Raw genomic sequence first — 24857 nt, 5'->3', positions numbered from 1 at the left:
GGATTCACTCTTGCCGAAGACTTTTGGTGGCCCAAAGAACGCGTCCAAGAACAGCTGGAGTAGGAGCGGCGCAAGCCGCGACTCCTTTGCCGCGCCTTGCGGTGCTGTTACAGAATGAAAAAAAAAGTCGCCGAAAAGGCATTCTCGGACAGGCTTTCAGAGACGGCGGCTTCCACACCGCCCGTAATGTCCAGCAGCTGATCAACGCTGATGGGCACGGCCGAACGGTCGTTTCCCGCTGCCGCATAAACGCGGGGAAATTGGCGCATACACGTGTCGATGAGGACTTTGACCGATTTGGGCAAGAGAAACGGGCAGACACCGCCTGGTGCATATCCCGTGTAACGCATCACCTCGTCTTCTCCCGGAAGACGCACCTTGCCTTTAAGGCCGGTGGCCTGTTTCAAACGAGAACCCTTGATGCGTCGGTCTCCGCAGGTGACCACCACCACAGGTTGGTCGCCCACCACGAAAAGAATGCTCTTGGCGATTTCCGCCACCTTGCATCCCACGGCTTTGGCCGCCGTTTCCGATGTGGGGGTAAGTTCCTCAAACTCCCACACTTCAATGCCGTACTGCGCCAAGTACGTTTTCACGTCTTGAATGGAGGGCATGAATCGTCATTCCTTTTCGGCGATTCACATGGATAGCCGTTCCTGAAGCCCTTTTTCGATCTGCTCGAAAATCTCTTCCACCAACCGTTCCGGGTTCGCCGCATGCCGAATGGGACGTCCCACCACAATGTGATCCGCACCTGAAGCAAAGGCCTGTCGAGCATCCACGGTTCTTTTCTGATCATCCACGTTAGCCACCGGCCGAATTCCCGGGGCCACCAGCAAAAGGCCGTCCTTCACCTCGCGGCGCACGCGGGGAATTTCCAGCCCCGAACTGACAAGCCCGTCACAGCCCAGAGCCATCGCCCTTCGTGCTCGAGAGAGGACCAGGTCCTCCACATTGCAGGCAAACCCCAGATCGTGAAGATCGCCTTGATCCAGGCTCGTCAGGACCGTGACGGCCAGGATCTTCACGCCGCCTCTTGCTTCTACAGCAGCCTTGAGCATGGCATCGTTGCCGTGCACCGTGGTCATGGCTACCTGCCTTTCCGCAATCTGTGCCGTGGCACGGCGAACGGTTTCCGGCACGTCAAAGAGTTTGAGATCCAAAAAGACCTTGGCACCTCGGTTCTGCAGCCATTCCACCATGGGAAAACCCCCGGCGAGGAACAGTTCAAAACCGACCTTGAAGAAGCTCACCAGGCCGTGGAGTCGTTCCACCCAGGCCTTGGCCTCTTGGGGAGACGGCACATCCAGAGCAAAGATCAATCTTTCTCGCAACGGTTGAGAACCCACTTAAACCTCCATGCCGAAGAAGTTCATAAGCAGAAAATTCAAGCGGCGTCGAAGCACGCTATAGGAAAAATGCCTTTTCGCCAAAAGGTAATTGTGTTCCACCATGGTTTCGCGCCGCTCTGGAGACTCCAAAACTTCGCGGATCTCGGCGATGAGGCGGCGGCTTACGTAACCGTCCATGATCAGAAGATCAAAGCCCAAAGGCTCAATGTCCCGCACGAACGTGGCATAGCGGTTGACCACGAGAGGCTTGCGAAAATAGATGGCTTCTAAAAAAGCGTTGCCAAACCCCTCATAGAGGCTCGGATACGTGATGAGGTGCGCATGGGGATAAATGTCCCATAAGGTGAGCGGTTTCGAAGACGATTCCACTTCCGCCCAGGGATCCGCCACATGCGTGCCCAGGAAATGCAGAGACACTCCGTGCTCTTGAGCCTGCCGGTGCAACCACGCCGCATACTCCGGATCCCCTTCCCCGGCCTGGTGTGTGATAAGCAGTCGGTAGCCCAAGTCCCGGAGAGCTGCAGCGATTTCCACGGCGTATTCAATGCCTTTGCGTCGAATGACGCGAGTGGGCTGCACGATGAGTTTGCCTTCGAAATCGGCCCCAATCTGACGCCGCAGCTCCTGAGCCTTTTCCCAGTCGGGCTGTGGTGGATGATCAAAATCCAGCACATTGGGAATGACAAAGGAGGAAACCCCGCGTCGATGGGCCAGGTCTTCTTGGGCCGCCGAGCTGATGACCACGTGCTGAATGGTGGGTAACACAGGCGGAAAGGCCATGGACAGAAAGTCCTGGACGCAGTTGACCGCGCAGCGGCTTTGTTCCCAGTAAAATTCATGGTGATGGGCTATGGTGGGAATTTTTCTTTCGGCAATGAGCTCAGTCAGGGCCAGGCCCAAAGGAATGTGTTGAGGACTTGCCAAAGCGTTTTCTATGACCAGGAGTTGAATCTCAAAGGTGTGAAGAAAGTCGGCAAGTTTTTGTTTTAGCACGGCTCGAAAGTCGTGAATCCTTTGGGTCAACTCATGGGAACGCATCTCGCGGCCAAAGGCCTCGGCCTGAATCTTCTGGTTTTCTGAATGAAGAAAATGGGCTTCCAACACCACCATGGCACGGGAAGAATCCTTGTGCACTTCGCCGCCCCACCAGAAACATTCGTGGCCGCATTCCTTGAAGATCTCCGCCCACTTGCCCGCTTCCATGGTGACGCCGTCGGCGCCCGTAAATCGAGTGGACACAAAGCCGATATGAAGACCCATGGACAAAACTCCCACCCGCAGGTTGCACTGTGGAGGAAATTGTGCCCATACTTGCAGCAAAAAGCAAGGACGGCTCAAAATGACGGATCCTCAAAATCTTGTGCTCTTTCATTACCATTTGCTTCGGGGCGGCGTGCGCACGGCTTTGCTCCGAAGCCTTCAATGCCTAGCCCAGGAAGGATGGTTCCATGGGCGCAGGCTGGTGCTCGTCGTCGGGCGCCTGGACGGCGCGCGAAGTTTTGCTCGCACCATGAAAACCTTGGTGGCCGATGTGGAAGTCGTCGTGGACGACCGGCTGGATTACCGAGACGCGCGCTGGCCTGACGAAAAATCCTTTCGAAAGGACGTGACGGCTCTACGCGACTCCATGTTGGCGTGGGGCGGTTCGTCGGCCCTTTTTTGGCTGCACAACCCCACATTGGGCAAAAACCCTGCGGTGACCGCTGCATGGAAGGAAGCCGCTGAGAAAGCCTGGTCGGAGGGGCTTCCGCACCGTTTTCTTTATCACCTTCATGATTTTCCCGAATGCGGCCGTGTGGAGAACCTGTTTCGTCTGCACCGCTGTTGGCATAAAGGGGGACTAACGGATTTTTATGCCGACAGTCCCAACACGGCCTACGGGGTGCTCAATGCTACGGACAGGCAACGGCTGCTCGACTGCGGGCTTGCTCCTCAGCGCGTCTTTTGGTTGCCCAATGTGCTGATCCCTTCTGCCCAACCTCAACCTGTCCTGACGCCCGCCCGAAAGCGAGCCGTGGCTTCCGCCTTGAGCCATTACGCTCAAGAACATGGCTATGGCTTTGACCTGGGGCGGCCGCAATGGCTTCTTCCCATTCGCTTGATCCGCCGAAAGAACGTCCTTGAGGCCTTGTTTCTCGCCGCCGGCCACTCTCGAACTCCCCAGGTGCTCATCACTCTGGATGCCACCTCGGCTCAGGAAAAACCGTATGCAGAAGCCGTCAAGCAATGTGTCCGCCGTCACCGACTGCCGTGCGTCATCGGTTTCGGAAACCACCTGGTCGGTTCGGCCTTTTCCTTTGAAGAACTCATGGCGTGGAGCGACGCCGTGGTCACCACATCCTTGTTGGAAGGCTTTGGCTTTGCCTTTCTTGAAGGCCCTCTTTCGGACCGACCTCTGATCGGGCGCGACCTTGCCGACGTGACCGCCGATTTTGCCCAAGCCGGCTATTCAACGGAATCGCTTTACAAGACTCTGCCCGTGCCTCTTGACACGCCGCACCGCTTGCGGCTGAAAACGCGAGGGCGCCTTTTTGCTGAATCCTACCGGCGCGTGGTGCCCACACTATCCGACAAGGATGTGGACCGATTTGTGGAGTGCGTGGAGAGAATGTACAATGAGGAGGCCGTGGACTTCGGTATGTTGGATTTCACGGCGCAGGAAGACCTGCTGAAGATGGTCCTGCAGGGGACTTTTAAGCCGGATCTTGAAAAGATCTTGGTGCCGGTTCGGTTCAGTGAGGCGATGACGGCGTCATTTTTTTCCCGGTTCGGCTCGACAGCCCATGCGCATCGCTTGAAGACGGCCTTTGAGGCGCTCTGGAACCAGCCTTCACCCGATGCGGCACCGCAGCAAGACGGTTTGGATACCGGAACGGAAGAAGATCACAACACATCCATGCAAAAAGGATCGTCGGCCCCGGCGCCGTCGGGCCGTTGCGCCGGGCTGGGACCATGCCTGGCGGCGCTCTTTTTTGATCCCAAATACCAAAGACCTTTGTTTGGAGGCTGGTAATGGAACGATGGCGGGCGTGGCTGCATGCTCACGTGTCTCGAACGCCCAAACCCACACCGGTATTCAGCGCCGTACCGGATGTGGCCCCCAAACCCCGCGTTATCCTCTTCGATGTGTACGGCACCTTGTTGGCCGCGCACCACGGAGACCTGGAACATCAGCTGCGCCATCGCCTGGCTCAGGAAAGCTTTGTCAAGACCGCACGGTTTTTCGGTCTTTCCGAGGATGCGGGGCTCAAGTGGGCGGAAGGGTTTTATCGAGCTGTCGCCGAAGAACACGAGCGGTGCCGCGCTCTGGGCATTTCAAGACCGGAAGTCCTGGTGGAATCCATTTGGAAAGACCTGCTGCGCAGCGTTCCCAATGCGCCAACCCCTTCACCCGATCCCCTGGATGTGGCCATGTACCGCGAATTGGTGGCCAATCCTGTCAGCCCTTTTGAAGGCGTCATCGAAACCCTGGAGGCGCTGCATCGCGAAAACTACTTGTTGGGGTTGGCATCCAACGCTCAATTTTACACGGGACCCATTTTGGAGTATGTTCTGGACGCTCCTTTGAATGCCGTCTTTGATCCGCGGTGGACTTTTTTTTCTTATGAGCTGGGCTTCGCTAAGCCAGACCCTCACTTTTTCCGCCTGGTGGCCACACGGGCTCGACGCAGCGGCCTGAACCCCGAATCCGTCCTGATGGTGGGCAACGACCCGGTCAACGACGTGGAAGCCGCGCACATCCACGGCCTACAGGCGGTCCTCTTCGCGCCCGGCGCTTCGGTTTCCCCGCACGGTGCTCGGCCGTCGAAACCTCAAATCCACCGATTTGACGCCTTGGTGCAGGCTCTCGTGGGCCCCTGAAAATCACCAAAGGAGTCCGTGATGTCCAACTTTGCGCAAAAGCATACGAAAATCGCGACCTTTTACCTGCTCACAGCGGGCAACCCGAAAATGAAGGAGGAACTCATCCATCATTCCCGCTGGAAAAAAACGGTGCTGGTCATCCCCGTACTGGCCAGCGAATTTACGGATTCAGAAAACCGGCCGGTTTTCGAAAACATTTTAAATGAACTGAGCCAAGCGCCTTACATCTCCCGCATTCTTTTCGGGCTCGACGCCGCCACGGAAGAAGAAGCCTGGGAACTGTGGCATATGGTTCGAGAGCTCAAGCTCCAGAACAGTCTGATCGTGCACAACGACGGACCTGGATTTCGAGGCATCTATGAACAGTTGTCCCAGGCCGGATTCGCCTTGGACGTGCGCGGCAAAGGCCGCAACATGTTTCTGTCCTTTGGTATCGCCTTGGCGCTAGGGGCTCAAACCGTAGCCTTACTGGATGCGGACATTCGCACCTTTACCTGCGATCAACTGGATCGGCTTATCTATCCCGTTCAGGTGCTCAATTATCAGTTCTCCAAGGCCTTTTACGCACGGCTGAAAAACGGCGAACTCTACGGCCGCGTAAAACGCCTTCTTCTCGACCCCCTCCTTATCGCCCTCAAACGCAAATTCACCGAAAGCCAGGAAGAAAAGGTCCTTCGCCTGGTGGACTTTCTTCTGACCTTCAACTACCAGCTTTCGGGCGAAGTGGTCTTTGACATGAGTCTTCTCAAACGCATGCATTTTGCCATGAACTGGGGCGTGGAAATCTTTACGCTCATCGAAGTCTATCGCAAGGCCAACAACATCGCGCAGGTAGAAATCTCCCACGAACCCTTTGACCACAAACATCAGCCCGTCTCCGCCGACGACAAGGACCGAGGGCTGCACAAGATGGGCATCGACATTGTCACGACGTTACTCAGCGCCCTGGTGATTGAGGAAGGTTTGGAAATCTCGGACCATTTCATTCGGGATCTCACCCTGACCTACCTCAATGTGGCCGACAACTTGATCAAGATGTATGCGGACAACGCCGCCTTTTGCGGGCTGGACTACGATCCGGATCGGGAAGAAGCCATGGTGCATGGCGTGTTCAAGAACGCCATCCTGTACGCCGGAGACCTCCTCTTGGCACCATATCGACTGGCCGACCGATTCGCTTCTTTCGTCGGCAGTCAGCCCGATTTTCAACCCTACGTAGCCGCCGGACTCATTCAAACCATTCATCAATGCGCCCAGAACGCCCGCACGCAACTGTTTGAAACGCCGCAGACCATGTCCTGGGACCGGGTCCTGCGCAAGGTACCGGGCATCATCTACGACATCATCAACGTGGTCGAGCAGGAAAAGCAGAAGTACGCCGAGTGATCTCGTCCACGATGGCCCGGCGTCCTTCATAAAAAGACAGAGCCATGGCCTCCACGACGGCGTCCACTTCCTCTCGATAAAATTTTTCGGCCTCCTGGGGCGGCACTCCCAACTGCTTTTGCATAGCGCGCACGGCGCCGTAGGTGCGCGCACCGAGGCGCTCAAGTTTCTCCCGGCAAAATTCCAGAAAAGCGGCGGTGTACAGGTAATTGAGGCAGCTCTTGACGACGTCCACCTGACGGGTGGCGAAAAGGTGTCCAAGGCTTTCATAGAGAAGCTGAACCCAGAAGTCCCGCGTCACATTCAAAAAGAGGACCGGATCGGTGTCGTGCGCGGAGGCGCTCCGCAACCTGTGCACTCGCTCTTTCACCCATCGAAAGGTCTCCGTGTTCAGGGTTTCACGCATGGCCTTTTCGTAGCGCTCAAACCCCGCAAGCAGGGCCTCCCGCTTTCGGTCCACATCAAAGACGTCCGTATGCCCAGGATCGATAAAGGCGATACCGGTTTTGTCGGGTCCCCAAGTGATCGGGCGCTGCAAAGGCTCATGGGAAGCCAAAAGGCGGCTCACTCGGCCCTCCCGCTCTTCATAGTACAGGAGCCGGTTCAGGGCGGATCCGATGACTTCCCCGGGCATGACGGACAGCTTGGCTTCATCGGTGATGTCGTGAAGTTTGGCGCCAAGATAGACTTCATAAATGACGGTTTCGGGATCGGCAATGTTATCCAGAGTCGTGGCGATATCCGTGCCGTAGCGGCGCCGTGCCTCGTCCCATACGACGTCCCTTTCGTGCTGCACGGCGCCGGCTGAAAGAACGATGTCTCCGGAAATGCCTCCAGGCACATAACAGCCCATGAGCGTGGTGAGCGGGCCGACGATGAAACGGGTCAAAGAGGCGTCCACAAAATGACGGGCATAGCGGGCCGTCACAAAGTAATGCCGATTCGGCCATCTCAGGCGATGCTGCGCGGCGACGGCGGCAAAAGTTTGAAACCACGGGTGAAAGTCGTTTCGCAAGTCACCGTCCAGAAGGATGAGGTCTTGCATCGTCGAGCAGTACGCCGTCTCGTCAAAAAGCAGCTTCAGCGCGCTGCCTTTGCCCGGTGTGCGATCCCCTTTGTAGCCATCGTACGGCGTGGCGGCCACAAGAAGGCGAGCGCGCACAGACGTATCCAGACCCGCGAGAAATTCGGCCGCGGCCCTCATGGCAGCATCCAACGTGGAATGGTCCGGTTCATCCAGCCTGCATGTACCGTCGGAAACCACAAAGGCCACACGTTCCCCGGGAAAGGCGGTGAGCGCCGCCTCCATGCCGCGACGGAGTTCCGGCCCGATGTTGTCCGCGTTGCGGAATGTGGGATGCCCGACCACATGTGCCGGCTCAAAGTGCGCCAAAAGGGATCCCAACGCACCTTCCCGAGCGGGCAGAGGGCCTCGAAACACGTTCTCGCGAATTTCCACAAACCCCACGGTTCCCCATCCTTTCTTTAGTTTTTTCAGCAATCGCGCACCACTAATAGCTTTTTGCGCCGTTTCCCTTTTATTCTGTAGGAGCGCCGCAAGACGCGATCCGGCGTCGAGGCTTACGCCCCTCCGACAGAAGGTGTTCTCAGAGACGGTTCTAGTCCCCTTGCAGACGATGAACCACGCTCAATAGCGCAGGCGAACCTGCGCATAACGGCGAGCATCTCTAACGAGAATTCCCGGATTTTATACTCGGATCGTGACATCCACCACTGGCGTCCCTGGAGGCGGCGCTCATGCCCCACCGAGTCGTCACACTTTTAAAGGCGACATAGAACGCCGCTCAGGCGTTGGGCCAAGAGCGTGTAGCGCCTTTGAACCCGATTGTTTTTCACCGCCATGGCCAGGGCTTTGCGGGATCCCACCAGGACCACGAGCTTTCGCCCTCGGGTGACGGCTGTGTAGAGCAGGTTGCGCTGCAGCATCACATAATGTTGGGTCACGAGGGGAACCACCACCGCCGGATATTCACTGCCCTGGGACTTGTGCACGCTCACCGCATAAGCATGGGTGATCTCGTCCAATTCGGAAAAGTCGTAGCTCACCAGTCGGCCGTCGATACGCACTCGAATTTCTTGATTTTCTTCATCCACCGCATGAATTCGGCCCAAATCTCCGTTGAAAACTTCCTTGTCGTAGTTGTTGCGCAGCTGCATGACCTTGTCTCCCACGCGGAAGATTCTTCCGGCCCGTTCCACGGCGCGACCCTTGGGGTTTAAGGCCCTTTGCAGCACCTCGTTCAGCCGCTGCGCCCCAGCAACGCCTCGATGCATAGGGCTCAAGACCTGAATATCCTCCACGGCATCCAGCCGAAAACGCTTGGGAATGCGTTGGGAGCAGAGTTCCACCACAAGGCGCAGTACTTCTTCCGGATCGTCTTTTTCAATGAAATAGAAATCCGACAACCTTTCCCCTTGAGTGCGTCCGCTGATGGGAAAGGATCCCTCGAGAATGCGGTGGGCATTGACGACGATGAGGCTGCGCTGCGCCTGCCGAAAGATTTCCGTCAAACGCACCACGGGAAAGGCGCCGGAGCTGATGATGTCCTGCAGAACGTTTCCGGCCCCGACGGGCGGCAGCTGGTCCACGTCACCGACAAAGATCACGGTGGTTTTGGGCGCCACGGCCTTGAGCAGATGATGGGCGAGAAGGGCGTCCAGCATGGAGGCTTCGTCCACAATCAGGCAGTCCGCCGACAGAGGCCTTTGTTCGTTGCGCTGAAAGCCGCCGTTCACCGGGCTGAATTCCAGCACCCGATGAATGGTGGCCGCCTCCTGGCCCGTAGTTTCGCTCAACCGCTTGGCCGCCCGTCCCGTCGGCGCCGCCAAAGCGAGACGCCCCCCAAGGCGCTGATAAGCGGCACAAATGGCCTTCACCAATGTGGTTTTACCCGTACCGGGACCTCCCGTGATCACCAGGACCTTGTCCGTCAACGCTCTGCGAACGGCTTCCATCTGCAGCGGCGCGAGAGGAAAAGGCAACCGAGACGTCACGGCCGAAAGGACTTGATCGATGGCGGCCGAAGAAAAGCGCTTGGGAAAGGAGGCAATAGAGATCAGCCGAGCGGCTGTCTGGATTTCCGCCACATGATAGCCTCGCAAATACACAGCCGCCGTATCCCCTATGCCTTCCGCCGCCGTGTCGGTCAGCGGCTCCACGACGATGCGGCCGTCGGCCGCAAGGGCCTGAAGGGCCTTTTCGAGCACCTGGGGCGACGTTTCCAGCAGGCTTTCCGCGTCGTGCAAGAGGCGGTTTCGAGGCAGGCACACATGGCCCTCATCGGCGGCCTGAAAAAGGGCGTAATGCAATCCGGCTTCGGCGCGCGCCGGCGAATCCTGCGCAAAACCCAGGCTTCGAGCGATTTTGTCCGCCGTTACAAACCCAATGCCGGAAACATCCATGGCGAGCCGATACGGGTTTTCCCGCACCACACTGAGGGATTCTTTGCCGTACTGTTTAAAAATGCGCGTGGCATGGGATGCGCTCACTCCGTGACTCTTGAGAAAGATCATCACCTCGCGTATCTCTTTTTGATTGTCCCACGCCTTGACAATCCCATGCAGGCGTTTGGGGCCGATGCCGTCCACCTCAAGGAGCCGTTCCGGTTGCGTATCGATCACCTCCAGCGTCGCCGCGCCAAAGGCCTTAACGATGCGCTTGGCCATTTCGGGCCCGATGCCCTTGATGAGGCCGGAACCCAGGTATTTTCGAATGCCTTCCACCGTGTCAGGGGTCAGTGTCTCATATTGGTCCACTCGAAACTGTTCGCCGTACTTGGGATGCCGTGTCCAGGAACCACGAAGGCGTAGCATTTCGCCCGGTGTCACGGACACAAACGCGCCAACCACTGTCACCAGCTCCCGGCGCCCGGGCACTTTAAGGCGCAGCACGCTGTAGCCGTCTTCTTCCCCGGCAAAGGTAATGCGTTCCACCTGTCCTTCCAAAGTCTGCCCTGTCATGAGGCTCCTGACGCCAGCGATGGTTTTGACAACCCCAAACCGATCGTTACAATAGCATTGAAAGCCTCATTATACCAGGCAAGGAGGACGACCATGGCTCTCTACATCAAAACGGACGACTATCGAAAGTACGGTATCAGCAAGGATTCCACGCTGGATCAGGTGCGGGCCGTGGTCCAAAAGGAATTGAACATCAATCCCCTTTACGTGCGCTTCGTCAATCGCCACGAGTTCATTCGCGTGGATTTTCTCCAACCCCGGAAGCGCCAAGGGAGACGTCGCTCTCAAGACGCCCCCAACCAGGGGCGTCGGCGGCGCCATCCGCAGTGATGCCTCGCCGCGGACGTTCCGGTCGAGCTTGAAGACCGGCCCAACAAGGATCAAGCACGCCACTCCGTTCTTCGCGGACCGGGTTCTCTGGCTCACAGCGACAAAGGTTGACTCGATGGGACCAAGATGTGTTAAGGACTTCGCGGCCCAATTCCGTATTGCGGGTGGATCGCTTTCGCAAACTTTAGGGTCGAACAAGAAAATATTGTTTCGACAGCGTCAAAGAACGCCTACCATGAGCTTTGAAAAAATTTTCTTGACAAAGCCCGCCCCGGGGCATTAGCTAGAAAGTCTGATAACGAGCGGTAAAGTTAAAGAGGGAAAGGGTTTATTCGTGGGCACATTCCGGACACTGCAGAATGCTGGTTTTTGGTGGTGGTGGTGCGTTGTGCACGGGTGTGCCGACGGAGGTGCGTCGCCTTAGACCACCAGCGGAATCCAAGCCGTTCAGACCGTGGGCCACCCGGCCCACGGTCTTTTTGTTTGTGCGCAGAAGGCCGTGGGATTTGTTCCCCGGCCTTTTTTTGTGGATCGGCCACAGAACCCTAATCATGGCAGCCTTTCAACAAGAGGTGCAGGTCATGCTTGTCGTGATGCACAAAGAAGCCACAGCGGATGACATCGCTCATGTGGTGCGCGTCATCGAAGCTCGAGGCTACAGCGCCCGCCCCATACAGGGCGGTGAACGCATGGCCATCGGCATTTTGCACAATCGAGGCCCGGTGGATCCCAATTGGGTACTGAGTCTGCCGGGCGTCAAAGAAGTCATTCCGGTGACGCGTCCTTACAAGCTAGTCAGTCGCGAATTTCACCCTCAGGACACCGTGATCACCGTCGGCGATGTGCGCATCGGCAACGGCTCTTTGGTGGTCATCGCTGGACCGTGCGCCGTGGAAAGTGAGGAACAAGCGCTGACCATTGCCCGGCATGTGCGGCGTGCCGGAGCGCACTTGTTTCGTGGAGGGGCCTTCAAGCCGCGCACATCCCCTTACGCCTTTCAGGGGCTTGGAGAGAAAGCCCTGAGAATCCTTGCCAAGGTTCGAAAGGAAACGGGGTTGCCTATCGTCACCGAAGCCCTGGACCACACGGTCTACGACCTGGTGGAGGAAGTGGCCGATGTGGTGCAAATCGGTGCCCGAAACATGCAAAACTTCACGCTGCTTCGCCGAGCCAGCCATTCCTCCAAGCCGGTGCTTCTCAAACGCGGCATGTCTGCCACTCTGGAAGAATGGCTCATGGCCGCCGAATACATCCTCGAAGGAGGCAATCCCCATGTGATTCTGTGCGAACGTGGCATTCGCACCTTTACCGACCACAGCCGAAACACCTTGGACCTGTCCGCCGTCCCCGTAGTGCGCAAGGAAAGCCATCTACCCATTCTTGTGGATCCCAGCCATGCATGCGGACGTCGCGACCAGGTGATTCCCTTGAGCCGCGCGGCTGTTGCTGTCGGAGCCGACGGGATCATGGTGGAAGTGCACCATCGGCCGGAAGAGGCTTTGAGTGACGGCGCGCAGTCTCTCTATCCCGATCAATTTCAAAAACTCTGCGAGGAGATCGCGCCTATGGCGGCGCTGTACACACGAGCCTTAAAGCCCGGTATCGCCGTGGGTTCACCAAAAGCCCTCGCATCGACATAACCTTTTACGGAACCGCTGAATCATGAAGCTCAGATTTTACCCGACACCAAACGATTTTGCACACATGCTGACCCAGGGGAACCTGGTTCCTGTGTGCTGTGACGTCTTGGCCGACACGGAAACCCCCGTCTCGGCTCTGGCCAAGATCCGCCGTCCCGGCCGCCCCGTCTTTTTACTGGAAAGCGTCGAGGGCGGGGAGCGGTGGGGTCGTTACAGCTTTCTGGGGGTCTCCGCATCGCGGCACGTACGCCTCTTTCGTGACGGCGTGGAACTGAACGAAAACGGCGTTGCGCAGCGACTGGAGCACGGCGGCAATCCCTTAAACGTTCTGCGACAGCTCATGGCCTCTTACCGGCCTGTTTCCGTTCCTGGACTTCCCCGGTTCTGGGGGGGCCTGGTCGGATGGTTCGCCTATGAAACCGTCTCCTTCTTTGAGAGGATTCCCAACGGCCTTCCCCCTGAAGTACCGCTCGGCCATTTCGTGATGACCGACGAGCTGATCATCTTTGACAATGTCCGGCATACGCTGACCCTGCTGGTTCCCGTTGTCCGAAATCATGCATCGGAAAACCCTCAGAAACTTTATGACGACGCCGTGGCTCGTCTTCAGTCTCTGGCCCGATCCCTTGAAGCGCCGTTGTGCACCGAACCCCTCCCTCTGGCATCGCCCGCCCCGGCCGTCCCTCATGGGCTCGAACCTAAAGGGGAACGGCCAAGGGCGTCTTTTTCCGAAGACGGCGGAACGTTTCGAACCGTAATGAGCCAAGACGATTTTCTGGCGATGGTGCGCAAAGTCAAAGACTACGTTCGTGCCGGGGACGTCATCCAGACGGTCATCTCCCAGCCCTTTGTTCTCCAGCCCGCTCCCGACCCTTGGTTGCTCTATCGCGCGCAGCGCTACATCAACCCCTCTCCCTACATGTTCTTCATGGAACTGGACGACCGCATCCTTGTGGGATCCTCCCCCGAAACCATGGTGCGTCTGGAAAACGGGGTCGCCACCCTTCGCCCCATCGCCGGCACGCGACCTCGAGGCGCGACGGAACAGGAGGATCGCCGCCTTGCGGACGAACTACTCAAGGATCCTAAGGAAAGGGCCGAGCACCTCATGTTAGTGGACTTGGGCCGCAACGACTTGGGCCGAGTGGCGGAAACCGGCACCGTCCAGGTGACCGATCTCATGGTGGTGGAACGCTATTCCCACGTGATGCACCTGGTGTCTAACATCACTTGTGATCTCAGGCGGGACTGCGATGCCTGGGACCTTCTCCGAGCTACCTTCCCGGCAGGCACCCTCACCGGGGCTCCAAAGATTCGGGCCATGGAAATCATCGCCGAGCTGGAACCCACGCCCCGAGGGCCTTACGGTGGCGCGGTCGGGTACATCTCGTACACGGGCAACATGGATCTGGCCATCACCATTCGAACGGCAGTGCTTCACGACCAAACCATGACCGTGCAGACAGGTGCCGGCATTGTGGCCGATTCCATTCCAGAACGGGAATACGACGAAACGGTGAACAAGGCTCAGGCCATGCTCAAGGCCGTGGCCTTGCTTCGAAACACCGGCAATTTTTTGTAGCGACGCAAAGGAGCACAGGCCATGATCGTCGTGATCGACAACTACGATTCCTTTACGTACAACCTGGTTCAATACCTGCTTGTGCTGGGAGCCCAGGTTCGGGTGGTGCGCAATGATGCGGCCACCGTGGACGAGATTCTCTCCTGGAACCCTCAAGGCATCGTCATTTCTCCCGGGCCGGGACGCCCCGAAAATGCGGGGATTTCGGTGCCGCTCATTCGCGCCGCCGCGTCATCCATCCCCATTCTGGGCGTGTGCCTAGGGCATCAGGCTATCGCCGTCGCCTACGGGGGGCGTGTGGGTTCCGCCCGATACCTCATGCACGGCAAGACCTCCATGGTGCGACCGGACGGCCAGGGCATCTACCGAGGCATTGCGGGACCGTTTCAGGCCATGCGCTACCATTCTCTGGCCGTGGATCGTTCGGCGCTGCCCGATTGTCTGACCATCAGCGCGGAAGCTGATGACGGTGAAGTGATGGGCATCCGTCACAAAGCATACCCGTGTGAAGGCATTCAATTTCATCCGGAATCCATCATGACGCCCGTGGGAAAAAGGCTTCTGCGAAACTTTCTCAACGGGCAGGGAGGAACCGGCCATGTTTGCTGACCTGCTTCGACGCATCACGCGACGCATGGACCTGACGGAGGAAGAAATGAGCGCCCTTATGGACCAGCTCATGTCCGGAGCGCTCACCGACGCCCAGATCGGCGCCTTTATGGCGGCTCTGGCCACCAAAGGCGAAACCTTTGCCGAATTGGCGGGCGCCGCTCGAACCATGCGCCGAAAGGCCCATCGGCTTCACGTCAACACTTCCACCGTCGTGGACACGTGCGGGACGGGTGGGGACGGCGCGCAGACCTTTAACATTTCCACTACAGCCGCCTTTGTGGTGGCGGGCTGCGGGGTCACCGTGGCCAAACATGGCAATCGATCGGTGTCCAGCCGATGCGGCAGCGCCGATGTACTGGAAAGTCTTGGGGTGCGCCTGGATGTGCATCCTGAGGTTGTGGAGGAAATCATCGGGGAAATCGGTATCGGTTTTCTTTTTGCGCCGCTCTATCACGGCGCCATGAAGTTCGCGGCCAAGGCGCGCAAGGAAGTGGGTATTCGGTCCATTTTCAACATGCTGGGGCCGCTCACCAACCCGGCCGGAGCCAACTGCCAAGTGCTAGGGGTGTTCGCTCCGGAGCTGACGGAAATGTTTGCCAGGGCATTGCAGCTCTTGGGAACGCGCCGCGCCTTTGTAGTCCATGGCCATGACGGTCTGGACGAAATCAGCGTCTGCGCCCCCACGCGGGTAACGGAACTGCAGGACGGCCTAGTGCGCACCTACGATCTGGACCCTGAGCGACTTCTGGGGCGAAAGGCCGATCCGGAAGCCCTTCGGGGCGGCACGCCCGAGGACAACGCTCGCCTGCTGCGCTCTGTCCTGGAAGGAGCCCCCGGCCCCTGTCGGGACGTGGTGGTGGTGAATGCGGCAGCGGCCCTGGTGGCTGCAGGGGCTGCGGAAGATTTTCGAGACGGGATGCGCCTGGCCGAGCAGAGCCTCGACACCGGCGCAGCCCGGGACAAGTTGGAAACCCTGATCCGTCTCACCCAACAAAGGGCTGCGGGCTAAGGACCTCAGGAGCATGTCGGAAAACACCTTCCGTAGGAGCGGCGCAAGCCGCGACGCCTTATCGTCCCTTGCGGCGCTTCGACACCCTCATGCCGAAAGGACGCGGCTAAGCCATTGTCGAACGAGCTCCTCGAAAGGCTGTTGGGGCATGCTTTTTCATGGGTTTGTCCGGGCCCTCTATGACCCAATGAAAGGACCGCGTCTTCGCGACTCGATCTTTGGCGCAGGGACCAAAGGCCACCTTTGCAAAAGCGCGGACCCACGCACCGTGATGAACGAAAGGGTTGTCCAAAGCCGTGCCCGAAGGCATGAGCCAATGAAAAGCTGCTGACGGAGTCATCAACCATGAGCGATCAACTGGCCAGAATTCTGGATGCCAAGCGGGAAGAGGTGACCGTTCGATCGGCTCGAACGCCCCTTGCCGATCTTCGTCGCCTTGCGGAAGCCATGCCCAAACCGCGCTCGCTGGCCTCGGCCCTGCTTCCCGGTCGAATTTCTCATGCCGAGCCCGCAAGCCCTCCGGTGCGCCTCATCGCCGAAATCAAACGGGCCTCTCCTTCCAAAGGCCCTCTGCGCCCTGACTTAAATCCAGCGGCGTACGCGAAAGCCTATGCCCGCGGTGGCGCCGCCGCCTTGTCGGTTCTCACCGACGGCCCTTTTTTCTGCGGATCCCTGGATGACCTCAAAGCCGCACGGGATGCCGTGACCCTTCCTGTACTTCGCAAGGACTTCACGGTGAGTGAATACCAAATTTATGAGGCTCGAGCCGCCGGGGCGGACGCAATCCTGCTGATCGTTCGAGCCGTCACCGAGGCCTTTCTTCGAGATGCTCTGGCCTTGTGTGAGGCGCTGAGCCTGGATGCCCTGACCGAAGTGCACGATGAACCGGAATTGGAAGCCGCTCTTCGGTGCGGCGCCCGCATCGTGGGTGTGAACAACAGGGACTTGACGACTTTTCAAACCTTCTTGGAGACATCCCTTCGTCTGCGCGCTCACATTCCCGAAGACCGTATCATGGTGGCCGAAAGCGGTATACGCAGCCGCTCCGATATTGAACGGCTCGCGGCGGCAGGGATTTTCAATTTCCTTGTGGGTGAATCTCTTGTGCGGGCATCGAATCCCGAAAACGCCGTGCGGCATCTTATCCAGCCTTTTTCGGGCGAAGCCGTGAAAAATGCCGACAACCAAAGAGCCTGACTCCCTACTGGAGTCTTTTCTCATGGACATCAAGATTTGCGGCATCACCACCATCGATGACGCCCAAGCGGCCTGCTCCTTGGACATCCAGGCCGTGGGACTGGTTTTTTATGCCAAGAGCCCACGTTATGTGGACGAAGCGACGGCTCGAAGCATCGTGCGTGTGCTGCCGTCACACATCGTTGCCGTCGGCGTCTTTGTGGATCGACCTTGGTCGACCGTGTTGGCCACCGCACGATCGGTGGGGCTTCATGCCGTGCAACTGCATGGCAACGAACCCCCCGAAGACGCAGCCCGTCTGGAAGAGGCCGGCCTTCGTGTCATGAAGGCCTTGTTCATCAATCGAGCGCCTTACCTTAAGGACTACATCCATTACGCCCCATCGGCCTTTTTGGTGGAATGCGCCGGGAAACAACGTCCTGGAGGGAACGCTTTGGCGTGGGATTGGGGGCAGGCGAAGGGCGCCGTAGGCGGCACCCCGATGATGCTGGCCGGAGGACTCAACCACGACAACGTCCAGGAAGCCCTTCGGGCTGCGGAACCTTCGGGAGTGGATGTGAGTTCCGGAGTGGAAAGTCGCCCGGGCCGCAAAGACCCGGAAAAAATGGAACGCTTCGTTAACGCTGTGCGCCGCCTGAGGCCGCGCCCCGTGCTAGGAGGCATTTTCTCATGAACCCAACACTAACCATGTCACGTGCCCAGTCCCCTTGGATCTGCCAGCCCCACGAACCCATGCCGGACGCTCGAGGCCATTTCGGGCCTTACGGCGGCCGCTACGTGGCGGAAACCCTCATGCCCGCACTTCTGGAACTGGAAGCCGCCTACGAAGACGCTCGAAAAGATCCCTCTTTTCATGAGGCCTTTGTGCGTCTTCTGCGCCACTATGCCGGCCGCCCCACGCCCTTGTACAAAACGCAACGCCTTTCATCCCATTGCGGCGGGGCGACCATTTATCTCAAGCGGGAGGATCTCGCCCACACGGGAGCCCACAAGATCAATAATACGCTGGGCCAGGTGTTGCTGGCCCAGCGCATGGGAAAGACAAGGATTATTGCCGAAACGGGTGCCGGCCAGCACGGAGTGGCCACGGCCACGGCGGCGGCCCTTTTCGGTATGGAATGCCGAGTCTTCATGGGGACCGAGGACGTGAAACGCCAGGCCCCTAACGTGCGCCGTATGGAGCTTTTAGGCGCTCAGGTCATTCCCGTCGCTTCGGGTACGGGAACCCTTAAAGACGCCATGAACGAGGCCATGCGCTATTGGGTGAGTGCCGTGAGGGACACCTTTTATGTGATCGGGTCGGTGGCCGGGCCGCACCCGTACCCCGTCATGGTTCGGGATTTTCAACGGGTCATCGGCGACGAGGCTCGCCGTCAGATTCTGGAACAGGAAGGGCGCCTGCCCCAAGCCCTCATTGCGTGTGTGGGCGGAGGCAGCAACGCCATGGGGCTTTTTTACCCTTTTCTTGAGGACCCCGTGGCCATGATCGGCGTGGAAGCCGCCGGAAAAGGCATCGAGACGGGAAAACACGCCGCCACCTTGGGCGCCGGATCCATCGGTGTCCTACATGGTTCCAAGTCGTACGTGCTGCAGGATGGTCACGGACAGATTCTTGAAGCCCATTCCATTTCCGCCGGACTGGATTACCCGGGAGTGGGCCCCGAACATGCGTGGCTCAAGGATAATGGCCGAGCCCGTTATGTTGCCGTCACCGATGCGGAAGCCCTTCTCGCCTTTCGCACCCTCGCCACCCTGGAAGGCATCATTCCTGCCCTGGAAAGCGCTCACGCCGTGGCGCACGCCATGGCGGAAGCCGCTCACCGTTCACCCGACGACATTCTCATCGTCAATCTTTCGGGTCGAGGTGACAAGGATTTGGGTATTGTTTTCAAAGACCTTTAGGAAAGGTGCAGAGCATGAGTCGATTGCAACATGTGTTTGAAGCCCTCAAGGACAAAGGCGAAGGGGCTCTGGTGGGTTTCGTCACGGCAGGAGATCCCGATCCAACGACTTCCATCGCCGTGCTTCGAGCCATGATCGATGGGGGTGTGGACATTCTTGAGCTGGGCGTGCCCTTTTCCGATCCCACGGCCGACGGCCCCGTCATTCAGCGCTCATCGGCCCGCGCCCTCGCTCACGGCATGACTCTGGAAAAAACCCTTCAACTGTGCCGGGCTTTGCGTCAGTGGAGCGACATTCCCGTGGTGATCTTCAGTTACTACAATCCGATTTTGGCTATGGGCGGGGCACGATTTTACAAGGAAAGTGTGCGCTGCGGCGTCGACGCCGTTCTTGTGGTGGATCTGCCGCCGGAGGAATCCCGGGAATTTCTGGACCAATGGTCTGGAAATGCGCTGGATTTCATTCGGCTCGTGGCACCCACCACGCCGCCCGAGCGCATGGCGGCCATCGCCGAGGACGCTTCCGGATTCTTGTATCTGGTTTCCATGACAGGCGTCACGGGAAGCGCCGGGTTGAACCTGGATGAGGTCACGGCCACGGCCCAACGCCTCAAACAGGTCACCTCCCTTCCGGTCTGCGTGGGCTTTGGCATTTCTCAACCAGAACACGTGCGCACCGTGTGCCAAACGGCGGATGGCGCCGTGGTGGGCAGCGCCTTTGAACGGCTCATCGAAGAAAACCTGAAGGCGCCGGACCTTGCTGAGCGTCTTCGCCGCTACGCCCGCACACTCAAAGCCGCCACCCGCCGATGAGTTCAAAACCATCGCCCCCACGGTCACTCTTACACAAGCTTTTTGGAGCTCGTCCGTGAATGTGTTGCGGGGAGACGGTGCACAGCCTTTCCGTTTCAACGACACACAAGGCCATATTGGGGCAGCTTCGCCGAGCTTGAACGGCTGCCGGCTGTCCCCTCACATGCCGAAACAGCAGGAGGCGATGCTTTGAAAAAAGATAAAGAACGCGACAGCTTGTCAGAAACAGCGGCTTCGACCGGGCCCATGCGGGCCCCTTCCCCTTGAGTGCAAGGGGAAGGAAAGCGTGAAAGAGTCCCGCCGAAGAATAAGGCAGCCAGGGTTAGATGTCGAAGTAGAGCATGAATTCGTATGGGTGCGGACGCAGCCGCACAGGGTCCACTTCGTTGGCCCGCTTATATTCCAGCCACTTGGCGATCACATCTTCCGTAAATACGTCGCCTTTGAGCAGAAAGTCGTGATCCTTTTCCAGGGCCTTGAGTGCCTCCTCCAGCGATCCCGGTGTGGACGGCACACTGGCCAGTTCTTCGGGGCTCAGAGCATAAATGTCCTTGTCCAAAGGTTCACCGGGATCGATGCGGTTTTCGATGCCGTCCAAGGCGGCCATGAGCAGGGCGCTGAAAGCCAGATAACCGTTGCAGGACGGGTCGGGAAAACGAATCTCGATGCGCTTCGCCTTCGGTGACGGCGAATACATGGGAATACGAATGGAGGCGCTGCGGTTTCGGCTGGAATAGGCCAAGTTCACCGGAGCCTCATAGCCGGGCACCAGCCTCTTGTACGAATTGGTGGTGGGGTTGGTAAAGGCGCACAGAGCCGCCGCATGCCGCAAAACCCCGCCGATGGCGTGCAAAGCCATTTCACTCAAGCCCGCATAGCGGTCTCCGGCAAACAAGGGTTTGCCGTCTTTCCAGAGACTCAAATGCGTGTGCATGCCCGATCCATTGTCGCCGAAAAGGGGTTTGGGCATAAAGGTCACGGTTTTCTTGTGCTTACGGGCCACGTTTTTGATGATGTACTTAAACCACATGAGCTGGTCGCCCATCTTGACCAGGGGCGCAAACCGCATGTCGATTTCCGCTTGCCCGGCCGTGGCCACTTCGTGATGCTGACATTCCACCTGTATCCCCACCTGCTGCATCATGAGCACCATTTCCGTGCGAAGGTCCTGCAACGCATCGGTGGGCGGTACGGGAAAATAGCCTTCCTTGTGGCGCGGCTTGTAGCCTAGGTTGGGGTTTTCTTCTCGACCGCTGTTCCAAATCCCCTCTTCGGAATCGATGAAGTAATAGCCATAGTGCGCCGCGGTGGCATAGCGAATGTCGTCAAAAATGAAAAATTCCGCCTCCGGCCCGAAATAGGCCGTATCCCCAATGCCGGTAAACCGAAGGTACGATTCCGCCTTGTGGGCGATGTAGCGGGGATCCCTCGTGTAGCGTTCTTTGGTTACAGGGTCCACGATGTTGCAGATGAGGGTCAGTGTGGGCACTTGAAAAAAGGGATCCATAACGGCTGTCTCCGGGTCTGGAATCACCAGCATATCGCTGGCGTTGATGGGCTGCCACCCTCGAATGCTGGATGCGTCAAACCCCAAACCGTCTTCAAAGGACGATTCATCGAATTCACTGATGGGCACCGTAAAGTGCTGCCAAATGCCGGGAAAATCCAGGAAGCGAAGATCCACCATTTGAGCGTTGTGTTCCTTGGCAAAAGCCATCACGTCCTGAGGGGTCATGCGTTTTCCTCCGTATGCAAAAAGGGTGAGTGAAGTTGCGCGCTCCGCGCAGAGAGAAGCAATTTTCACGCCAAGTCTTCAAGTCGCCGCTTTTTGCCCAGCCTGCTTCCACGGCTCTGAAAGATGGAACAAAATTGTTTTTTTGTGGCCTCGCCTGCGTGTGCAAAGAACGCTTTTGTCCCCTTCCATTTCACGCCCGCTGTGCACCGCGGCGCCCATCCCATTCGATGACGGACCCTTAGCTGGAAACCCATCCACTTTGGAAGCCTGTGGGTAAACCCTTTCTTGCCGGTTTCGGGTCTAGCCATTTTAAACAGTTAAAAGCTCGCCCCTGGCCTTGGGCAGATTCCACGAGCGCAGGCATTCCAAAAGCCGCTCTTCGATGAGGCCGTGTTTTTCAGGATCCTGTATCTTGGCTCCGTCCAGATCCGTCACATAAAAGACGTCCACCACCTGGGCTCCGGGCGTGGAAATCTTGGCCAGCTGAATCGTCAGGCCCAGTTCGTACAGGGTCTGGGTGACGGCATGCAGCACGCCGGGACGTTCCCATGTGTAGACTTCGATGACTGTGTAGAAATCGGAAGCGCTCTCATCCATGACCACGCGGTCGGGTTTTTTGGAGCCCAGCAAGGATTTCCGCGGCAAGGAAGGCTGGTGCCGCGCCATGAGGGCCGTGAAGGCGGCGGGGTCCTGAACGCAGCGGGTGAGGTCGTTGTGCACGCGTCGCCAGGTTTCTTCCGAGTGCAGAGGATCCGGCACGTCTTCCACGATGAGAATGTCCAGGGCGATGCCTGAAGAGCGTGTGTAGATGTCGGCCGAAAGAATGTTCAAGCCGTGCAACCAGAGCACGCCCGTGATAGTGGCAAACAAGCCGGGCCGATCCCGGCTGGCAATGGTCACCTGCCACAGTTCGCCTTCCAAGGGTTGGGCATCCAAAACGAGCCCCTGATCAAGCACCGCTTTTTCCATACTGTAATGGCGCACCACATCGGCAGGCGTTTGGGACAGAAGATAGCGCAGGGAGAGATTTTCCAGCCATCGCGCCACGGCGGGCCGAAGGCCGGCATCGCACAACGCAAGCACTTCCGCCTGCAAGGCGTCGACCCTTTGGGTGACATCTTCCGGCTGCCATTCCCCGCGCAGCAGGACGCGGTCCACCTTGGCGTAGAGTTCGTCCATCAGGGAGGCGCGCCAGGTGTTCCATGCGCCGGGACCGGTGGCTCGAGAATCCGCCACCGCCAGAAGGTAGAGAAGCCGCAGCTTGATGCGGCTGCCAATCTGCATGGCACAGCGCACAATGGGCTTTTCATCGCTCAGGTCGCGCTTCAAGGCCGTGTCAGGAAGCAGCAGGTGGTGTCGAATGAGGAATTCCAGCAGGCTTTTTTCTTCCTCCTGCAGTCCCAAGCGTTCCCCAATGGCTCGGCTCATCTCGGCACCGCGCACCGAATGGTTCTTGCCCTGCCCTTTGCCCACATCGTGCAGTAAAGCGGCCAGGTACAAGACACGCCGATGGGGAAGATCCTGAAACAGATGTCGGCAATCCACTTGAGGCTCCAGGGACGGAAGGCCTTGTTCCAAGCGGTGCATTTCCCGCACGGTGCGCATGAGGTGTTCGTCCACGGTATAGAGGTGATAGAGGTCGTGCTGCACACGGTACCGCACGGACGCCAGTTCCGGAATAAAGGTTTGGAGAAATCCCGTTTCCATCATGACACGCAGCACCGCAAAGGCTCGGCTGGGATGGAGCAGAATATCGAAGAATTGGGCCACCACGTCCGGCTGGGATCGCACGGCGTCGGTAACGGCCCACAGGTATTCGCGCACAACGCGCCCGGTCTGATGATGGAAATGGGCGCCTCTTTTGGCGGCTTCCCCAAAGAGGGCCATAAGCCAATCCGGCCTTTCTGGAATGCGTTCCGGTTCCATAAAAGACAGGTGGTTGTCTTCCAAAAGAAACGGTCCGGGAAGCACGGTTTTTCGATGGGCGGAAGAACGTCGCGGTGTGCGCGTTTCATGGGTGAGACGATCCAAAACAAAGGCAGTGATGCGCCGAATACGCGCCGTGTGGCGATAGTACAGGTGCATAAAGGCTTCCACGGCACTGCCTTCCGTTCCGTCCAAAAAGCCCAAGCGCTTGGCCAGGGTTTCCTGGTCCGCCATCAGAAGCCGGTCCAGGCGCTTCCCGCTCACGTGGTGCAATTGCAGGCGCACTCGCCACAGAAAGTCTTCCGCCTGTTCCAGCCACAAGGCGTCTTCCGCAGAAAGCCACCCGGCATTCGTGAGGGCGGACACCAAGGGGGTGCCCAAAAAAATCACCCCCACCCAGCGAATGGTGTGCAGATCGCGCAGGCTCCCCACACCTTCCTTGAGGTGCGGTTCCAAAAGGTAACTGCTTTCTCCGTAACGACGGTAGCGGGCCTTTCGATACTGACGAAGGTCTTCCAGAAACCGCGCCCGTTTGGTTCGCGAAAAACCCGAGAGAAATTCTTCGCGCCATCGGCCATAAAAATCCGCATCCCCTCCGGCCAGGGCGGCTTCCATGAACGTGGTCTGAACACTGAAGTCCTGGCGCATCAGGTTTTTCAAATCCTTGGGGGACGTGACCATGTGACCCACTTCAAAACCGGCATCCCAGAGGCTCGGAATGATCTGCCGAATCCAGGCTTCCACCCGCAAGGGCAAGCGGCGTTGGTGCAAAAAGACCAGGTCCAGGTCGGAGGCAAAACTGAGCTGACCTCGGCCGAATCCTCCCACCGCAGCGGCGCACCAGCCGTCAGCGGCGGCCGCGGATGATGCGATGATGAGCCGGCGAAGTTCTTCGAGAAGCTGTGTGGCGTAGGTCCGGGCCGCCATGACTCCCGGCACATCCCGGGCGCATGATTCCTGAAAATCCTTGCGAAGTTGCACCAGATGGTCACAGTCCATGAGGCATCCGTTTCACTGCAGGCTCCACCGCCGCTCCGGCCATAAAAAGGCTTTGCCCCTGGGCGCACCCGTCGGCCCATGCTTAGAAAAAAGCTTCGCTGCGCCTCACACAGCCTGTTCGCCGCGTTCTCCTGTGCGAATGCGCAGGCATTCCTCCACAGGGATGACAAAAATCTTGCCGTCCCCGATTTTTCCCGTGCGGGCCGAGATGCTGATGGCTTCCAGTACCTCGTCCAGCTGGTCGTCGCCCACCACCACTTCGATTTTGAGTTTGGGGATGAAATCCACCACGTATTCGGCACCCCGATAGATTTCCGTGTGGCCCTTCTGACGGCCAAACCCTCGCACTTCCGTCACCGTCATGCCCTTGATGCCCAATTCCGTGAGGCGTTCCTTCACATCGTCCAACTTAAAGGGTTTGATGATCGCTTCCACTTTCTTCATGAGATGTCATCCTCTCCACAACCGGGGGCCATGGACCGGCGCCGCCCGAACCCAAAAGCCTTGCTGACGACGCACAGCACCGGCGG

The 24857-nt window shown here is 58.3% G+C and carries 20 protein-coding genes; 12 read left to right on the top strand and 8 right to left on the bottom strand.

Going from position 1 to position 24857, the window contains the following annotated elements; all coding sequences use genetic code 11:
* Positions 1-107: 107 nt before the first annotated feature.
* Genes ACUVSA_RS05945 through ACUVSA_RS05935 form a run of 3 tightly spaced genes read right to left on the bottom strand, consistent with a single transcriptional unit; the run spans position 108 to position 2612 of the window.
* On the bottom strand, positions 108-614 hold the full coding sequence (locus ACUVSA_RS05945; protein ID WP_445894134.1) for a YbaK/EbsC family protein: 507 nt from the start codon (positions 612-614) through the stop codon (positions 108-110).
* Between the two features lie 24 nt (positions 615-638).
* A complete protein-coding gene (gene pyrF, locus ACUVSA_RS05940; protein ID WP_445894133.1) occupies positions 639-1349 on the bottom strand; it encodes an orotidine-5'-phosphate decarboxylase in 711 nt (236 codons plus the stop codon).
* Positions 1350-2612 carry a glycosyltransferase family 4 protein gene (locus tag ACUVSA_RS05935; protein WP_445894132.1) on the bottom strand — a complete coding sequence of 421 codons (1263 nt, stop codon included), beginning with the start codon at positions 2610-2612 and terminating at the stop codon, positions 1350-1352. It lies immediately after the preceding gene.
* Between the two features lie 79 nt (positions 2613-2691).
* Here ACUVSA_RS05935 and ACUVSA_RS05930 point away from each other — a divergent pair, with 79 nt between their 5' ends.
* Genes ACUVSA_RS05930 through ACUVSA_RS05920 form a run of 3 tightly spaced genes read left to right on the top strand, consistent with a single transcriptional unit; the run spans position 2692 to position 6602 of the window.
* Entirely contained in the window at positions 2692-4365 is a 1674-nt protein-coding gene (locus ACUVSA_RS05930) for a hypothetical protein (RefSeq protein WP_445894131.1), read from the top strand.
* A complete protein-coding gene (locus ACUVSA_RS05925) occupies positions 4365-5213 on the top strand; it encodes an HAD family hydrolase (protein WP_445892554.1) in 849 nt (282 codons plus the stop codon). The genes ACUVSA_RS05930 and ACUVSA_RS05925 overlap by 1 nt, the downstream gene beginning before the upstream one ends.
* Before the next feature lie 21 nt (positions 5214-5234).
* Positions 5235-6602 (top strand): hypothetical protein, encoded by a 1368-nt coding sequence (locus tag ACUVSA_RS05920; RefSeq protein WP_445892555.1) that lies wholly within the window; start codon positions 5235-5237, stop codon positions 6600-6602.
* Here the strand turns inward: ACUVSA_RS05920 and ACUVSA_RS05915 are convergent.
* Both ACUVSA_RS05915 and recD2 read right to left on the bottom strand, forming a co-directional pair.
* Positions 6562-8070 carry a hypothetical protein gene (locus ACUVSA_RS05915; RefSeq protein WP_445894130.1) on the bottom strand — a complete coding sequence of 503 codons (1509 nt, stop codon included), beginning with the start codon at positions 8068-8070 and terminating at the stop codon, positions 6562-6564. The two genes, ACUVSA_RS05920 and ACUVSA_RS05915, sit on opposite strands and share 41 nt — an antisense overlap.
* A 314-nt stretch (positions 8071-8384) precedes the next feature.
* Positions 8385-10583, bottom strand: a complete 2199-nt coding sequence (gene recD2, locus ACUVSA_RS05910; protein ID WP_445892557.1) for an SF1B family DNA helicase RecD2 — start codon at positions 10581-10583, stop codon at positions 8385-8387.
* A gap of 93 nt (positions 10584-10676) precedes the next feature.
* Between recD2 and ACUVSA_RS05905 the strand changes: the two genes are divergently transcribed.
* The 9 genes from ACUVSA_RS05905 to trpA all read left to right on the top strand — a co-directional run bounded on the left by ACUVSA_RS05905 (position 10677) and on the right by trpA (position 19667).
* Complete coding sequence (locus ACUVSA_RS05905; RefSeq protein WP_445892558.1) at positions 10677-10913, top strand: hypothetical protein; 237 nt, start codon at positions 10677-10679, stop codon at positions 10911-10913.
* Positions 10914-11494: 581 nt separating this feature from the next.
* Positions 11495-12553, top strand: a complete 1059-nt coding sequence (gene aroF, locus ACUVSA_RS05900; RefSeq protein WP_445894175.1) for a 3-deoxy-7-phosphoheptulonate synthase — start codon at positions 11495-11497, stop codon at positions 12551-12553.
* 22 nt (positions 12554-12575) lie between these two features.
* Positions 12576-14135, top strand: coding sequence for an anthranilate synthase component I family protein (locus ACUVSA_RS05895; protein ID WP_445894129.1), 1560 nt, complete (start codon positions 12576-12578; stop codon positions 14133-14135).
* 21 nt (positions 14136-14156) lie between these two features.
* The gene (locus tag ACUVSA_RS05890; protein WP_445892560.1) at positions 14157-14744 is read left to right on the top strand and encodes an anthranilate synthase component II; all 588 of its coding nucleotides are present in this window, start codon (positions 14157-14159) and stop codon (positions 14742-14744) included.
* A complete protein-coding gene (gene trpD, locus ACUVSA_RS05885) occupies positions 14734-15756 on the top strand; it encodes an anthranilate phosphoribosyltransferase (protein ID WP_445892561.1) in 1023 nt (340 codons plus the stop codon). Before ACUVSA_RS05890 ends, trpD begins: the two co-directional genes overlap by 11 nt.
* Before the next feature lie 345 nt (positions 15757-16101).
* A complete protein-coding gene (gene trpC, locus ACUVSA_RS05880; RefSeq protein ID WP_445894128.1) occupies positions 16102-16953 on the top strand; it encodes an indole-3-glycerol phosphate synthase TrpC in 852 nt (283 codons plus the stop codon).
* The gene (locus ACUVSA_RS05875; protein WP_445894127.1) at positions 16931-17626 is read left to right on the top strand and encodes a phosphoribosylanthranilate isomerase; all 696 of its coding nucleotides are present in this window, start codon (positions 16931-16933) and stop codon (positions 17624-17626) included. Before trpC ends, ACUVSA_RS05875 begins: the two co-directional genes overlap by 23 nt.
* A gap of 14 nt (positions 17627-17640) precedes the next feature.
* Positions 17641-18855, top strand: a complete 1215-nt coding sequence (trpB, locus tag ACUVSA_RS05870; protein ID WP_445892568.1) for a tryptophan synthase subunit beta — start codon at positions 17641-17643, stop codon at positions 18853-18855.
* A 14-nt stretch (positions 18856-18869) separates the two neighbouring features.
* On the top strand, positions 18870-19667 hold the full coding sequence (gene trpA / locus ACUVSA_RS05865) for a tryptophan synthase subunit alpha (protein WP_445892564.1): 798 nt from the start codon (positions 18870-18872) through the stop codon (positions 19665-19667).
* Positions 19668-19989: 322 nt separating this feature from the next.
* Here trpA and glnA read toward each other — a convergent pair whose 3' ends face one another.
* The 3 genes from glnA to ACUVSA_RS05850 form a co-directional block, all read right to left on the bottom strand.
* Positions 19990-21402 carry a type I glutamate--ammonia ligase gene (glnA, locus tag ACUVSA_RS05860; protein ID WP_445894126.1) on the bottom strand — a complete coding sequence of 471 codons (1413 nt, stop codon included), beginning with the start codon at positions 21400-21402 and terminating at the stop codon, positions 19990-19992.
* A gap of 309 nt (positions 21403-21711) precedes the next feature.
* On the bottom strand, positions 21712-24327 hold the full coding sequence (gene glnD / locus ACUVSA_RS05855; protein WP_445894125.1) for a [protein-PII] uridylyltransferase: 2616 nt from the start codon (positions 24325-24327) through the stop codon (positions 21712-21714).
* A gap of 105 nt (positions 24328-24432) precedes the next feature.
* A complete protein-coding gene (locus ACUVSA_RS05850; RefSeq protein WP_445892941.1) occupies positions 24433-24771 on the bottom strand; it encodes a P-II family nitrogen regulator in 339 nt (112 codons plus the stop codon).
* Between the last annotated feature and the right edge of the window lie 86 nt (positions 24772-24857).

It is taken from the genome of Desulfosoma sp. (assembly GCF_052743555.1).
This window is presented reverse-complemented; position numbering and strand designations above follow the sequence as displayed.